Raw genomic sequence first — 14,309 nt, 5'->3', positions numbered from 1 at the left:
AAGAGAGGAATGAATATTATGGATAAAGAAAGAGAAGAAATCCCATATAGAACATTATGTGAATTTGAAAAAAGTTTCCTTGAAAATTTCAAAGAAAAAAATGATGGAAACATAGAATTTTCCTCATTTAATTTGGAAGATAAAGAGAGAATGTTTCCTTCACAAGTAATTACTTACACCTCTTTTAAAGACCTATTTGAAGAACAATATAAAGAGTCATTTTTGACAAGTATTGAATCATTAGATTTAAAAGAAATAGACACCAAATTAGGACCTGGTACATTAGATACAATAATGGCTAAAGATCCAATCATTCGTATGCGCTATGAGGAGATAACAAAAGAACGGGATTTAGATAATGATGGGACACCTGATCGCATAGATATAGACGACACAAAAAATTCTGTTCAAACTGTTGGAGATTTGGACAAAGTAAAAAACTCAACCAATAAAGAAATAGAAGAGGATAATGACGAGAAAAAAGAGAAGAAAGTAAAACGAAAGAGTCATGATATAGAGTTATAAAGGAGCAAATATCTATGAGTATTCTTAAATTTATTATTAGGGCCTTTTTAAAGCTATTGATATTTACAATCACAATTTCATTTGCAGTTATTAAGTTTGTAGTTTTTTTTGCATTAGTTATTTTTACTCTCGGTGCTTTTGGATCAAGGACCCAAAAGTATTAAAGGGATGAATTTTTAATGTGATACACATTCCTTAAATTAAAGGAGAGACTTTTAATTAAATTTAAATAAAACTATGTTTCTAAACCTTTTAAACCCTCCTGTCGTCTCCTGGTGGGTTTTTTATTTTCACAGTACCCTTTTTCTAAGGTATATCTTTTTAAAAGTTTCTCGCTCTATTCTGAGGGCTTTAAATCAATCTTTAACCTTAGAAATTCATGAAACTAAAAAAATATAGATTATGAAGATCTTTTAAATATCATCGTAAAGTAAATATAAAAACCTCTTACTTCAAATTTATCAGTAAGAGGTTTTTATTATTTTTTTATTAGTCACCAAATATTTTATTCTCATCAACTTTTTTTATATAATCATCATCTTTTTTTTCAATTGAATTAGGTTCTTCGTGTTCTTTTGATACATTTACTTCTTTCTTTACTTTCTCATTGAATTTTACAATTTCTTTCGGGATGGCTTCTTTAACAGTTGATGCGTTATTATTTAGGTTAATATTGTTTACATTTTCTTTTTCTAATAAAGCAGAAATACCTTGATAAAACTCTTCTTTCATGAAGAGATCTCTTTGCATTTGTTTAGATACTTCATAGTCTGTTACATCATTTATTCCATATTGATCGACAAAATGTAAAACTAATGTAATTAATGATTCTGATATGTTAGATTGTGCATTTAGCCAATCATGAAATTTTAAATTTTTTTCTTTTTTAAAATTCCAGTTGTATTGTTCTCTCTGTTTTTGTTCGCTCATTTCTGACTCACCTTAGACAATAATTTTCCGCTTAAAATCTCCATACCTCTAACATTCATTTCTGTTGCATAAGTTGGTGATATCCACAGTAATTGCATATCATTTACTTCACAAAACTCAAATGCTTTTTTATACAAATCTTCTCTTAGCGCAATGCTTCCCCCTCCATAAACCGCGAGAACTTCAGCTTGGCTAGCTGTTTTATAAACATATGCTTTTTCGATATCATCATAAATCCCTTGAGCTTGTATATAACGAGTTTCTTCTAAAAACTCTACAGCCTTATCATATTTTTTATCGTTAGGATCAGTAACTAATTCACTGAATTGTTGACGATTAATATCTACGCCACCCTCATATTCTTCTTGCAATAATTTAATTGCCCCCTCTATTGCATGACCAATCCCCTTTTTATCTCCCCAACAAGCGTATGGAACAGGGTTTAAACCCTCAGAGAAAATGTATTCAGAGGTACCATCTCCAATATCAGCGTGCAGAATTTTTTTGTTTTTAAAATATTCACCATTTACTTCTTCTTCTAGCATTAGATTAGCTTTTCTCTTTTTAACCTCTTTATCATCTTCTTTACTATCTGTTTCTTTTTTATACAATTTATTAAAGTCATCAAACATATCTTGATTTCCTTCAAAGATGGCATATAAAGCCGGAATACCTTCGCGAGTTACTTTTACAGTTTCAAATTCGATTTGTACTGTTACTTTTTCTTCACCCACATACACGATCACAATATGCACATTTTCTTTAAAACGACTTTCTAGAAAACGAGCTTTCTTCCCTTCATATTCAGAAGCTGGAATTGCTAATATTAGAGATACAGGTACCTCTATACTTTTTGGTAATTCTCCTACTTCTTCATAAATCGTTTGAACCGCTTTAGTTGCCATAACAGATAGAACATTAACCACTGGTATATCTCGTTTATATTTATCTCCTAATTCAATGTCAAGGCTATCAGGCTTACCATTTGAGTGTGCAGCACGGTATCCTATATAGAATTTTCCATCACGTTCAATTGCATCACTCGTTACATGAGTACAAATCTCTTTCATTAAGTTAGTTACGCTTTGTTTTAAACTTCCTTCTTTATTTTTCACGCGGCCAAATACACGCTTATTCACATTTGGTAGTTTGATTATCTCCCCACCATTAATCACCATTTTCAATTCACTATTTCCAATATCAGCGACCGTTCTCATCATCATATTTAACAACCACCTTTTATATATTTTTTATAGCCTTTTTATATCTTAATTACATTATAAACATTTTATTCTGAATTTTCAACACAAAATATACATTTTTCATATAATTTTTATATATTTTTTATATGTATTTTATATAATATTAATTTGCAATTTCAAAATCTTTCTAAAAACGTATTTTAAGTATCTTTCAGGTATATATGTAACGCAAGTAATCTATGAAAATCATATAAAAAATGTATTTAGGGAGCTTGATACAATGTAAGTTTTTTAAATACTAATGCGGAATACCAATTAAAAATAGAAAATTAAAATTGGTGAGGGGAAAAATAAAGAGTCCTAATGTACAACTCATCTAGGACTCTATATTTAAAAACTCTAATTTTCATAGTTAAGCAGTAAAAGGATCACTTCCAAAATTGCCACCACTTCTTTTTCTTTTTCCTTTGTTTTGATTCTAATACTTCCCGTAATGTTTGCAGCAATAATTCATCACGCTTCTTTATGCTTTCATCAACATATTTCCGTAATTCCGTCATTTCTTGTTTGATCCTTGCTATCTCATTTTCTGTTTCATTTGGTGAAGAGGTGTCCTGGGTTTGTTTGCATTGTTCGTTTTGTTTGTCCACGTTGTCCTTGGTGTCCTCAATGTTTACAACGTTGTTTTGGACGTCTATAACGTTGTAAACACATTCACGAATTGTCCCAAAACCTTGTTCATGTAGCTTCAGCATTTCTTTAAATAGTTCTACATCACGTATCGTATACACTATACGGCCATTCTTTTTTTCAAATGAATGCCCTAGACGTCTGAAATGCCCCGTATACGTCCGTAATGTACTTGGAGGTATGTTTAGTGTGCTTGCAACGTCCAAACTGTTTAATGGACGTTGTAAACGTTCTAAGTGGATAACTTGACTCATGCAATCAACTCCTAAAATAAGATTTGAAGATCGAGCGAGTTATTGCAAACATTCTACACACTATAAAAGATGCCTGTATCTTCTCCAAAACTAGTCAAGTCTCCCTAAAAAAAATGTTATACATTTACAAGGAATATCAAGATTCCCTAAATTTTTTGAAACATTTAAATCTTATTGAAGAGATTCTATTTATTATTATTTTTTCATTTTTTAAGTATAAAACACATATAAAATGTATAAATTTCCAAATAGATATATAAAGTAATCAAAAAAATATATAAAAGAATCAAATATATATATAGGCAAAATGGAAATCGTTGAATCCTTTGGGGCCCAAGGGATTTGAGAGATTTAATAATTTATAAAATGTAAAACTCACAATCTACAAGTTAATTACCAAAGAAATCACAATTCACAAGTTAAGAAAGCAATTACTCACGGATTGCACAAGTTTTAATCTGGAGTATCAACAATTCACAAGTGAAGTATCGTAATCCTAAAAAATAAAAAAACAATAGATTTTAAGTGGAAAACCTATTGTTTTTCATTCAGGAGTACAGGATATTTTACGCTTATTGTATATTTACATGACAAATAGCCTTGTTCACTTGAAATTTTTTGAACAAAGCTAAAATAAGTATTTTGTTTTTAAATTTTTAACTTATATGGCTGTATCCAAATCTGGTTTGTAGTTCATATATAACCATTCTGGAACTTCAAGCTTTTTATTACTAAAAGCGATAAACAATTCGTAGCGGTCGTGCTCACTTAAATATGTTAAACGCCATGATGGAAGTGATTCACGTAATTTATTACGTACAAAAGCACCAACCGACTTCACCTTTTTATTAGTAGTATTTACGTACTTTTCTAATGCATCTAGCGCATAGGACATTGTATAAGTCATTAATTTTGCTCTAGCAGTCTTATTTTCTAATAAATAGGCAATCTTAGATATTTCATCACGGAATGTAACAACAAGATCTCTACGGTCTTTATTAGAAAGTGCATAGCCTATAGATTTCAAACGTGATACCGCTTCTTTTCGCATTTTCGCTTCATATTGTTTCACATCAGTATCAGTATTTTCCAATACACATGACGCAGCCATATGGATATTAAATTTAGGAACTACAATTTGAGCTACAGCTTTACGAATACGTGTAATACGTGATTCTTTTGCTTGTCGTACCTTTGTATACGTAGGAACAAAAGAAAAAATAGGTGACAGTAAGTCTACATATTCTCTTACTCTTTTTGCGTTCTTATTAAAATACTTCTTTAATGTTTTCATTGTTCTTTCAACAGTGTATTGTTGTACATCATCATGACTGTCTTGATAGAGCTTATGTGTAAAATTTATGCATAGGTCTAATAATAAATAAATACCTTTACGGTCACGATGTCTAACTAATTCACGTAAGATGTTTGTATCCAGTAGTGAGTTTGGAATACGGAAATAGGATAATCCTTTGTATTCTTGATTACCTTCACTCTTTGTTCGATTGTTTAACGCATAATGACAAATCTCGTACATTGGTAATCCATCTTTTGTAAATACTTCTTTTACGAGTTCACGCTGTAAAAGGATTTCAAAGCCTGTATGTGCGGTTGTATAAGGTAAACGGATTTTTTCTGCAATTTGAGTAATTTTAAAATCGCTTGGTAATAATCCAATATCACTTACCATGTAGTGCATCCCAACATATACAGCTAATGCGGATGCTGGAAGTTCTTTGAGTTCATCTTCACCTTTTAGAAGTTTGAGGAGTCCATAAAAAAACTTTGGACCGTGTATGAGGAACCTTTGTTTTGTCATCTTTTTATAAAGATTCATATTTGTTTTTGGTAATTGTGTGTTTACTTGAATGCCATCAACTAGATCAGTAGCCGATACATTTTCATAGCGTGATACCATTAAAAAAACCTCCCTAATTTTTCCACCCGAATATCGGAAAATTAGCGAGTTTTTTATTCACAAAATATAATTAGTTATGTTATAATTTACTCATAACTAATATTTGTGATTAAGAACTCTACTAACGGGAGTTTTTAATTGGTCTCGGTCGCCAAACTTTGAACCAATTAAAAACTGTGGGTGGAGTTTTTTTTTGTGCTTTTTTATTTTAATTTGAAATTTATTCCAAAATTCTCTATAATTTTTTCTATAAAACAACTATACCACAAGATTGTCTCTTACTTAGTTATATATTTTATATTTTTTCTCCGAAAAATTCAACAAAATGAAAACATTATGTGCGCAATTGGATTACATTACTTAAAAAAATTCCGGAATTTAAAATTGAAAATTCTGAAAAAATTTTATCAAATGTAGTTTATTGGTAAATTTGTTATGTATTAATAGATTGTTTGTTAAATTCTTGTATAATTTGACTAATAAGCAAAAGTTTATCTAGAAATATTTAAATATTCTGATTTTGTAATGGTTAGGTTGACTGTGTGTTTAAGGAGGAGAATTACTTATGATTTTAGAAAAAATTCATAAAGATCTTTATTCCAAGGGAATAAGTAACAGAAAACTAGCAGATATATTTGATACTAGTCATTCAACAATAAATGATATGTTGTCAGGGAAAAGAGATTTTGACTTCTCTATATATACAGGAATCCTTAACTTATTATATCCTGAGGATCTGCAACTAATAAAAAACGAAGTTTATAATTTCTGTGATACAACAAAACGAAAAAATAATCTCCCATTAGAGTTAGAGTACACAAATTTGACGGGTGAATTAGAATTATTAAAAACCCTAATTGAAAAAGGGAAAACATCTGATAATAAAACCAATAAAGACTTTTGTAACGTATATGAGTTATTGCACTCACGAAACGCTGAGGAAAAGTCTAAAGAAGAGTACTTACAAGAAGTACGGAATATAGTTAAAAGCACGGATACAAAAAAAGTAAGTAAAGAGATTGAAATTTTGTTAGAATTCGCTTTAATTTATGCCTTTTTTGATTTAGGAGAGTATGAGATAGTACATGAATACACAAAAAGACTTGAACCATCGATTAATAAGGTGAAAAATAAATATTTTCAATTTACATTAGGTTTACGGAAAAATGAAATGATAGCATCTTGTTTACATAAAGATAATAAGTTAGAAGAGTGCAGAAAGCTGTGTAAAGAAATTATTAATAGTGAGAAAAACCATTTTCCTTTGACAAAGGCTATAGCGTACGGTTTGATTGGAGAATCATATATATTGACGGATTTTGAAAAATCGAAGCATTTCCTTGAAAAAAGTTTACAATTGGTTGAAAATCCGTGTAATGAAAAAATGAAGTATAGATATTTAAAAGTAAAAAATACATTGGATTTTTTACATATTCATTGGAAAGTAGATTTAGATAAAATTAAGCCTGTAGATCCATTGGAATTAGCCTACTTATATATTCAAAAAGGAGATAAAGAGAAAGCAATACTGATTTTAAAAGAACAAAAACAAAAATCTCCTAAAGTTTCTGAGTTTTGGATGTATTATTGGGGCATTGCAACTGGAGATAGGGAAATGCTAAAAAAATCCTTTTTCGAATTTTTGCGCAAAAAAAATCCATATTATGCAAAATTGCCTCAAGATAAGTTATAATAGATATGGGGTTTTACAAGGGGGGTGACAATTTATGAAAAAGTTAAAAACCGTTATTTATATTACTACTTTCAGTATCTTAGCTAGTCCTCTTGTCGCCACGGTTGTACGAATGATGGTTGATCCCGGTGTTGGCGGAGGTTGATTATTACATAGAATTCGAAAAATATCATAGCATTAAGAAAATGACACTGCACTTGCAGTGTCATTTTGTACTTTTAAGGGATGGAATGAATTTCTTAAAAAGGGGAGTAATTATTCCAAATGCTAATTTTTCACAAAGTATATGCGAATATATGTTCTGTACAACGGTGTTAAAAAGTCATATAATTTTTATATAAACTGAGACAAGAGCTAAATCCTTAAAACTAATAAACATCAAGAAATTACATCAAAATAAAAGTTTAATAATCGCTTTATCGCAAGTGTACTTACAAGTGCACTTGCAAGTATGGAGGGTTCATGAAAACATATGAAGGGATGTAAAGAGATGATGCGAGCGAATGAAGGGGAAAGAAATAAGGAGAATATAACTAAAGCTCTACTTGAAGAAGTATTACATGACCAAAGTAATCCAATGGAATTTTATTATGAACTATTAAATGTACTTAATTATATAGAAAGAAAAGAGGGTAGAGCATCTTAATAGATGCTCTACTTCTATAAATTTTAATTGAGTTATACACTATTTTAAGAATTTTGTTTTGTATCCTCATTTTCATTGTTCTCTAAAGCTGTTTGTTCAGATTTTTTCTTGAAATCCAAATAAGCAATATAAGAAAGTAGTTCCTCTTTGAATACGGGAATATCCTGACTTTTCTCGTATAATTCGTCTGCTAACTGCGTAACAACTGCCTTTTTTTGTTCTTCATTGTTCAGAACTTGATGATTTAGCAAATAATCAGTACTAACCATAAAATAGCTCGCGATTTTTTTTAACATATCAAAGTTGGGTTCTTTTTTTCCAAGCTCCCAAGCAGATATTGCACTTCCTGTCACATCTAACTCTGCACCTAACTTGTGTAAACTAATCTTTTTTAGTGTTCTTAAATTTCTAAGATTCTGTCCAAAAGTGTTATTTTCCATTCGAATCAACCTCTCAAATAGTATTAAATCCAGTCTTTTAAAAATGCAAGTAAAATTAAACGTATGGTTTAAAGGTTATAAACTAAACGTTGTGAACAAATAGTTAAAATAATTTGAACTAAACGTTGACATTGGATTAATAATCCAATAAAATGTAATTAAGGGGGTGGTAACTTGGTCAATATCCCGAAAGATGGTTCAACAGTTTTAAGAATGGTTAGAGAAGCTAAAGGTCTAACTATTCAAGATGTATCTCAAAAATCCAATGTGCCTGAGAACACTTTGTATGGAATTGAGGTAGGAAAGAGTGGAGTAAATGCAAAAAGAGCAAAGGCCATTAGCCTGTGTCTGCAAGAACCCCTTGAATATCTGTTTGAACCAAATACGTATAGTGCAAAGAAAGAAGAATGAAAGATCCGTTACTTACTATTCATTATGATGTACTCACCATGTTAACACTACACTTCCTACATTATATTGTAATGAAAAATTTCACAAAATTAATGCATGTTATTCCTAAAATTTAATGAGAAAGGAGAAAATTAAACTGAAGTTAAAAAAGAAAGCTTTATTCTTAATGTTATCAGTTTCAATGTTATCAGCATGTAGTGGTCAAAATGACAGTGTTGTAAAAGAACACCAGCAGACACCAATAAAAAGTGTCAAAAAGAATGATTCAGTAAATTTGCCAGTCAATATTTTCGAAAATAACAACTATAACATTGAAGGGCAAAAGGTTACATTCACTCGCAGTATTACAAATATTGAAATAAAAGATTTTGACCAAACATCTGAACTTGATTTTCGGGATCGACATAACGATTATATAACTAAAAAAAATTTAAACCTCAAAAATGATTTTAAACTACTAATCATTAATATGAAACATGAAATAAATGAAACAGCGAGAAGTAACCCACATGAAGGTTATCTATTAAATAAAGGTTCAGGGCTTGTAATCGGTGAAAATGAATTAGCTAGTGAGAATGAATTCTTAGAATACCAGCAAAAATATATTACTACCGATTGGAGAGCAAAATCGACTTCAGAGCAACAGGGAAAAGTTTTATTAGCAATACCGAATAAATACGCTGAAAACAAAAATTTACAACTAAAAGTAGTTCAAAAATTAAATAATACAAACAAACTTGTTTATATTGACTTGAATTAAACGAGGTGGCTAAATGTTAGACGGTATCATCGATGGCATAAAAGAATTCTTTTTTGAAATGTTTAAGGGGAGTACAGAAAGCTTCCTTAATATGATTACCGAATTGTTCCAAAAAAGCGTTGATACAGTTCAAACAAATGTTTCAGAAACACCAACAGAGTTCTCACAAACAATTGTTGATAATCTTAGGGTAATATCCGACACCGCCATATTGCCCGTTGCAGGGCTGATTTTAACATATGTGTTTTGTTACGAACTATATCAACTAGTTGTTGAAAAAAACCGCGGTGGCGATTTTGAAACGGGACAATTGATGTTTTTAATTATTAAAACAAGTGCAATGATTTACTTGTTAACTAATGCTTTCGATATAACACTTGCTGTATTCGATCTCGGTAAATGGATAACAGATCAAGTTCCATCCTCGGCATTAAAGATTCCTGATTCTATAAAGGATAACCTTCTTAATTCAATGGAAGAAGGCGATGTAGGAGCTGCAATCTCAATGTGGTTTGTTTCAGGTATTGCATTGGTCATAACATTCGTTATGAGTGGGATTATCTATTTAGTAGCTTGGAGTCGAATCGTTACAATTCTGCTTTACATTTCGGTTGCTCCTCTTCCGTTTGCAACGTTTTTAAATCGTGAATGGATTGGAAGTATCGGGCAAGCATACGTTAAAAATTTATTGGCTTTAATGCTTCAGGGATTTTTCATGTTAGTTTGCTTGGTTGTATATGCTGGATTACTTGAAAAAGCAAGTGGCTTAATAAGTACGGAAGGAACTGGCTTATACGGATTAATGTTAATGATCGTTTCTATGGCCATTCTGGTAGTAACGTTAACTAGAACGCATTCACTTGCTAAATCTGTAGTGGGGGCAATGTAAATGAAGCTATGGATCACTAAAAATAGGAAGTTATTAATCACGTTTGGTGTAATTTCCCTAATGACATTGATAGTAACACTTTTTGAAATAAACTTAATTGTAAGTAATGCAGAAGATTTATACGAATACTCAACAAAAAATATCATTTCAGATAATTTAAAGACTGTTGGTTTACTAGGTGTGTTCAATTTGACACTTCTTGCTCTTTGGACATTTACATTTATCTTTATCTTTCTAAAGGTTATCTTTCCAAATAAAAAGGTAATAAACAATGCCTTATTTATAGAGGAATTACGATTTTTGAAAGATATGCCTAGTGAACTGAAGAGAGGGTTAGATAAGAATGAATAACAATTTCGTTGTATCTATTCCCAAAGAGTTAAAGAATATAAAATCTAAATTGTTTTTCGGTTTAACAAAAAGACAATTAATAGGATTTTCAGTCGCTTTAGCGTTGGGATTGCCAGTCTTTTTCTTCCTAAAAAGCTTTAGCTTAGATGCAGCTTTATATGGTCTTTTCTTTACAGCAAGTCCAGTGATTTTCGCTACAATCTTCACTAAAGACGGTATGCCTGCTGAAACGTGGATTAAGCTTTATTTAGAATATAAATATTTAAATCCGCAAAAGAGATACTTTAAAGTATCAAAAAGGAACATTAAAGTAGCAAAAGAAAGGAATATGGTGAATGAAAAACGCAGCAAGGTTAGAAAGACTAAATCTATTTCAAGCGTTACAAAAGCTGATTGATTCTAAGCGTGTAAAAAGAAAAACCACTCAAGAAACATTAAATTACAACAGGATGTATCCAAATGGAGTTTGTCATGTAGGAAAAAATGTATATAACAAAATGATTTGCTTTTCGGATATATCGTATCAATTATCACAGGACGAAATAAAACAAAGGATCTTCGCACAATATAGTACATTACTAAACTTGTTCGATGACAGTATTAGAATACAATTTTGTTTTATTAATTATCGTATGACTGGCGAACAAAACGAGGAAGTGCTTACTTATACCAAAAGTATGAGTAATATTGAGGACTTTGAAGTCATGCGAGAGGAGTACTTTTCTTTTCTAGATGAACAAAGACAGAAAGGTAATAATGGTATTTCTCGAAATAAATATTTACTCTTTTCAATTACAGATGAATCCTATACCAATGCTGTTAGACGCTTGGCAAGTATTGAAGAGAATATTAAAGATCACTTTAAAACATTAGGCGTAGGAGTAGAAGAACTAAACGGAATTGAAAGATTATCAATCATTAATTATTTATTAAATAATAATTCTAAACACTATATAGAATTAGGAAATTTATCAAAAGAACAATTAAATAGCGGAACAACTAAAGACTTGATTGCACCAAAGAATATAGATTTTGAGTCCTATCCAGATGAATTCAAAGTAAATAACAAACATGGATCAGTATTGCATTTGAAAATTGAAGCTACAGAATTATCAGATAGGGTTTTAGCAGATTTTTTAGATTTAGACCTCGAATTGCTTGTAAGTATGCACATTCGTAGCCTTGGACAACAACAAGCTGTCAAAATGGTTAAATCAAAAACTTCTGACCTTGATAGTATAAAAATCGAGGAACAAAAAAAGGCTTTGCGTAGTGGTTATGACATGGATATTCTTCCAACTGATTTAAATATGCATGTTGAAGAAAGTAGGAAAATTTTAAAAGATTTACAAAGGGAAAATGAAAGGTATTTCTACTTGACATTCACTATAGTGGTTTTTGAAAACTCTCGTAAAGACTTAGATAATGCAATCTTTAGATTGAATTCAGTTGCTCAAAAACAAAATTGTACATTGAAAAGATTAAAATTACAGCAAGAAAAAGCCTTTATTAGTGCTTTACCACTTGGAGAAAACTTAAACGAAACGGAATTAGAGCGTGGACTGACAACTTCATCTACCGCTATATTCGTACCATTTACAACACAAGAATTATATCAAGAAGAAAAAGAACCTGTTTATTACGGTTTAAATGCACTAAGTAAAAACCTAATTCAAGTTAGTAGAAAAGCACTTAAAAATCCAAATGGTTTAGTTTTAGGTACACCTGGTTCGGGGAAATCCTTCTCTTCAAAACGAGAAATAATAGATACTTTCTTGAGAACTACAGACGATATTCTGATTTGTGATCCAGAGGCGGAATATACTCCATTTGTTTACAGGCTTGGTGGAGAAATAATTAAAATATCCGCAAACTCAAAGCAATTTATTAATCCTTTAGATATTTCATTAGATTATGGGGAAGGAGAAAATCCAATTTCTTTCAAAACGGAGTTTGTTCTTACCATGATGGAAGTAGTTGCAGGAGGGAAATCAGGGTTAACAGCAAAACAAAAAACAATTATTGATAAATGTGTTCGTATTATATATCGTTCCTACCTTGACAATCCAATAGATGAAAATATACCAATTTTAGAGGATTTATATAATGCTTTAAATGAGACTGGGAAAGCAGAAGGAATAGAACTTGCGGATGCATTAGAATTATATGTTCATGGCTCATTAAATGTATTTAATAATCGTACATCTGTTAACGTTAATAATCGTTTGATTTGTTTCAATATTAAAGAGTTAGGTGCTAACTTACGAGAATTAGGCATGTTAGTCCTACAGGATCACGTTTGGAACAAAGTAACGATAAACCGTAATTTAGATAAAAAGACATGGTATTACATGGATGAATTCCACAAACTTTTAGCTGAAGAACAAACAGCAAATTATAGTGTAGAGTTCTGGAAGCGATTTAGAAAATGGGGCGGTATACCAACAGGTATGACGCAAAACGTTAAAGATTTATTATCAAGTCCAAAGATTGAAACAATCATTGATAATACAGACTTTGTTTATCTCTTAAATCAAGCAACAAGCGATAGAAGAATATTACAAAGCAAATTTGGTATTAGTGATTATCAAGCAAACTATATAACTAACTCTAAAGAGGGAGAAGGTTTAATTGTTTATTCAGGTGTCATTTTACCATTTAAGGATAAGTTCCCTAAAAACAATTCCTTATATCCGGTTATGACAACAAAACCAGAGGAGATTAAGCATTTGAGAGCAACTGCAAATGCATGATGAGGGGAGCTGCTGAAACTTGATTAGGAAAAAATCATCTAATCAATCAAATAGTAATTTTCGGCAACAAGAGAGTGCTATGAGGGAATTAGATAAGAATGTTGAGACAGCAGAGCAAAAAAGTACCTCGCAAGCTAAGAACGTTATAGAAAGCTCACAACAGGATACAGGGCAAGATAAGTTACAAAAGCAATCATCCAAACTGTCACAACATGCCAACCAAGAATTTCACCCCCAAGAAAGTGCAGTACAGGTAGTAGATAGGGTACATGAAACAGTAGAGCAAAAACAGTTTTCGCAAACTGTAAGTACTATAGAAAGTCCACACCAAGAGACGGATCAAGGGAAATTGCAAAAGCAATCATCCAAACTGTCAGAACACATCAACCAAGAATTTCATCAGCCAGAAAGTACTCCAAAGGTATTAAATAAGAACTTTGAAACAGTAGAGCAAAAACAGTTTTCGCAAACTGTAAGCACTATAGAAAGTCCACACCAAGAGACAGATCAAGGGAAATTACAAAAGCAATCTTCTAAGTTATCACAGCACATCAACCAAGAATTTCATCAACCAGAAAGTACCCCAAAGGTACTAAATAAGAACTTTGAAACAGTAGAGCAAAAACAGTTTTCGCAGACTGGAAGTATTATAGAAAGTCCACACCAAGAGACGGATCAAGGGAAATTGCAAAAGCAATCCTCTAAGTTATCACAGCACATCAACCAAGAATTTCATCAACCAGAAAGTACCCCAAAGGTACTAAATAAGAACTTTGAAACAGTAGAGCAAAAACAGTTTTCGCAGACTGGAAGTATTATAGAAAGTCCACACCAAGAGACGGATCAA

At 31.2% G+C, this 14,309-nt stretch carries 14 protein-coding genes and 1 pseudogene; 10 read left to right on the top strand and 5 right to left on the bottom strand.

The features are described from left to right. Window positions 1-18 precede the first annotated feature (18 nt). Complete coding sequence (locus tag ACTFR8_RS28345) at window positions 19-525, top strand: hypothetical protein (RefSeq protein WP_277499093.1); 507 nt, start codon at window positions 19-21, stop codon at window positions 523-525. 489 nt (window positions 526-1,014) lie between these two features. Here the strand turns inward: ACTFR8_RS28345 and ACTFR8_RS28340 are convergent, their stop codons facing one another. The 4 genes from ACTFR8_RS28340 to ACTFR8_RS28325 form a co-directional block, all read right to left on the bottom strand. Beyond that, window positions 1,015-1,455: a hypothetical protein gene (locus ACTFR8_RS28340; protein ID WP_440028802.1), complete on the bottom strand. Its 441-nt coding sequence runs from the start codon at window positions 1,453-1,455 to the stop codon at window positions 1,015-1,017. Next, window positions 1,452-2,678, bottom strand: a complete 1,227-nt coding sequence (locus ACTFR8_RS28335; protein ID WP_016084153.1) for a ParM/StbA family protein — start codon at window positions 2,676-2,678, stop codon at window positions 1,452-1,454. The genes ACTFR8_RS28340 and ACTFR8_RS28335 overlap by 4 nt, the downstream gene beginning before the upstream one ends. A gap of 407 nt (window positions 2,679-3,085) precedes the next feature. Further along, window positions 3,086-3,601 carry a MerR family transcriptional regulator gene (locus tag ACTFR8_RS28330; protein ID WP_016084152.1) on the bottom strand — a complete coding sequence of 172 codons (516 nt, stop codon included), beginning with the start codon at window positions 3,599-3,601 and terminating at the stop codon, window positions 3,086-3,088. A 661-nt stretch (window positions 3,602-4,262) separates the two neighbouring features. Further along, the gene (locus ACTFR8_RS28325) at window positions 4,263-5,519 is read right to left on the bottom strand and encodes a hypothetical protein (protein WP_440028799.1); all 1,257 of its coding nucleotides are present in this window, start codon (window positions 5,517-5,519) and stop codon (window positions 4,263-4,265) included. A 565-nt stretch (window positions 5,520-6,084) separates the two neighbouring features. Between ACTFR8_RS28325 and ACTFR8_RS28320 the strand changes: the two genes are divergently transcribed. After that, window positions 6,085-7,212 carry an AimR family lysis-lysogeny pheromone receptor gene (locus ACTFR8_RS28320; RefSeq protein ID WP_440028796.1) on the top strand — a complete coding sequence of 376 codons (1,128 nt, stop codon included), beginning with the start codon at window positions 6,085-6,087 and terminating at the stop codon, window positions 7,210-7,212. A gap of 490 nt (window positions 7,213-7,702) precedes the next feature. After that, window positions 7,703-7,858 carry a hypothetical protein gene (locus ACTFR8_RS28315; protein WP_440028793.1) on the top strand — a complete coding sequence of 52 codons (156 nt, stop codon included), beginning with the start codon at window positions 7,703-7,705 and terminating at the stop codon, window positions 7,856-7,858. 44 nt (window positions 7,859-7,902) lie between these two features. Here ACTFR8_RS28315 and ACTFR8_RS28310 read toward each other — a convergent pair whose 3' ends face one another. After that, window positions 7,903-8,298: a helix-turn-helix domain-containing protein gene (locus ACTFR8_RS28310; RefSeq protein WP_016084147.1), complete on the bottom strand. Its 396-nt coding sequence runs from the start codon at window positions 8,296-8,298 to the stop codon at window positions 7,903-7,905. A 174-nt stretch (window positions 8,299-8,472) separates the two neighbouring features. On the opposite strand from ACTFR8_RS28310, the gene ACTFR8_RS28305 reads away from it, so the two are divergent. From ACTFR8_RS28305 to ACTFR8_RS28275, 7 genes and pseudogenes are all read left to right on the top strand, one after another. Continuing rightward, entirely contained in the window at window positions 8,473-8,709 is a 237-nt protein-coding gene (locus ACTFR8_RS28305; protein ID WP_016084146.1) for a helix-turn-helix domain-containing protein, read from the top strand. A 166-nt stretch (window positions 8,710-8,875) separates the two neighbouring features. Further along, window positions 8,876-9,469 (top strand): hypothetical protein, encoded by a 594-nt coding sequence (locus ACTFR8_RS28300; RefSeq protein WP_440028790.1) that lies wholly within the window; start codon window positions 8,876-8,878, stop codon window positions 9,467-9,469. Between the two features lie 13 nt (window positions 9,470-9,482). Next, a complete protein-coding gene (locus ACTFR8_RS28295) occupies window positions 9,483-10,358 on the top strand; it encodes a VirB6/TrbL-like conjugal transfer protein, CD1112 family (protein ID WP_016084144.1) in 876 nt (291 codons plus the stop codon). After that, window positions 10,359-10,709, top strand: a complete 351-nt coding sequence (locus ACTFR8_RS28290) for a hypothetical protein (RefSeq protein WP_440028787.1) — start codon at window positions 10,359-10,361, stop codon at window positions 10,707-10,709. Continuing rightward, window positions 10,702-11,106, top strand: coding sequence for a PrgI family protein (locus ACTFR8_RS28285; protein ID WP_277499111.1), 405 nt, complete (start codon window positions 10,702-10,704; stop codon window positions 11,104-11,106). The genes ACTFR8_RS28290 and ACTFR8_RS28285 overlap by 8 nt, the downstream gene beginning before the upstream one ends. Next, a complete protein-coding gene (locus ACTFR8_RS28280; RefSeq protein ID WP_440028784.1) occupies window positions 11,045-13,462 on the top strand; it encodes a VirB4-like conjugal transfer ATPase, CD1110 family in 2,418 nt (805 codons plus the stop codon). The genes ACTFR8_RS28285 and ACTFR8_RS28280 overlap by 62 nt, the downstream gene beginning before the upstream one ends. Before the next feature lie 19 nt (window positions 13,463-13,481). Next, a pseudogene (locus ACTFR8_RS28275) lies at window positions 13,482-14,309 on the top strand (hypothetical protein); the annotation flags it as partial.

It is taken from the genome of Bacillus cereus group sp. MYBK15-3 (assembly GCF_051916765.1).
In the GTDB taxonomy this organism is placed as follows: domain Bacteria; phylum Bacillota; class Bacilli; order Bacillales; family Bacillaceae_G; genus Bacillus_A; species Bacillus_A cereus.
This window is presented reverse-complemented; position numbering and strand designations above follow the sequence as displayed.

What these genes read in the sequence shown, in the direction of transcription:
- ACTFR8_RS28290 (WP_440028787.1), top strand. Translation starts at nt 10,359, where the DNA reads ATGAAGCTATGGATCACTAAAAATAGGAAGTTATTAATCACGTTTGGT.
- ACTFR8_RS28310 (WP_016084147.1), bottom strand. Translation starts at nt 8,298, where the DNA reads ATGGAAAATAACACTTTTGGACAGAATCTTAGAAATTTAAGAACACTA.
- ACTFR8_RS28295 (WP_016084144.1), top strand. Translation starts at nt 9,483, where the DNA reads ATGTTAGACGGTATCATCGATGGCATAAAAGAATTCTTTTTTGAAATG.
- ACTFR8_RS28345 (WP_277499093.1), top strand. Translation starts at nt 19, where the DNA reads ATGGATAAAGAAAGAGAAGAAATCCCATATAGAACATTATGTGAATTT.
- ACTFR8_RS28340 (WP_440028802.1), bottom strand. Translation starts at nt 1,455, where the DNA reads ATGAGCGAACAAAAACAGAGAGAACAATACAACTGGAATTTTAAAAAA.
- ACTFR8_RS28315 (WP_440028793.1), top strand. Translation starts at nt 7,703, where the DNA reads ATGATGCGAGCGAATGAAGGGGAAAGAAATAAGGAGAATATAACTAAA.
- ACTFR8_RS28320 (WP_440028796.1), top strand. Translation starts at nt 6,085, where the DNA reads ATGATTTTAGAAAAAATTCATAAAGATCTTTATTCCAAGGGAATAAGT.
- ACTFR8_RS28330 (WP_016084152.1), bottom strand. Translation starts at nt 3,601, where the DNA reads ATGAGTCAAGTTATCCACTTAGAACGTTTACAACGTCCATTAAACAGT.
- ACTFR8_RS28285 (WP_277499111.1), top strand. Translation starts at nt 10,702, where the DNA reads ATGAATAACAATTTCGTTGTATCTATTCCCAAAGAGTTAAAGAATATA.
- ACTFR8_RS28280 (WP_440028784.1), top strand. Translation starts at nt 11,045, where the DNA reads ATGAAAAACGCAGCAAGGTTAGAAAGACTAAATCTATTTCAAGCGTTA.
- ACTFR8_RS28300 (WP_440028790.1), top strand. Translation starts at nt 8,876, where the DNA reads ATGTTATCAGTTTCAATGTTATCAGCATGTAGTGGTCAAAATGACAGT.
- ACTFR8_RS28325 (WP_440028799.1), bottom strand. Translation starts at nt 5,519, where the DNA reads ATGGTATCACGCTATGAAAATGTATCGGCTACTGATCTAGTTGATGGC.
- ACTFR8_RS28335 (WP_016084153.1), bottom strand. Translation starts at nt 2,678, where the DNA reads ATGATGATGAGAACGGTCGCTGATATTGGAAATAGTGAATTGAAAATG.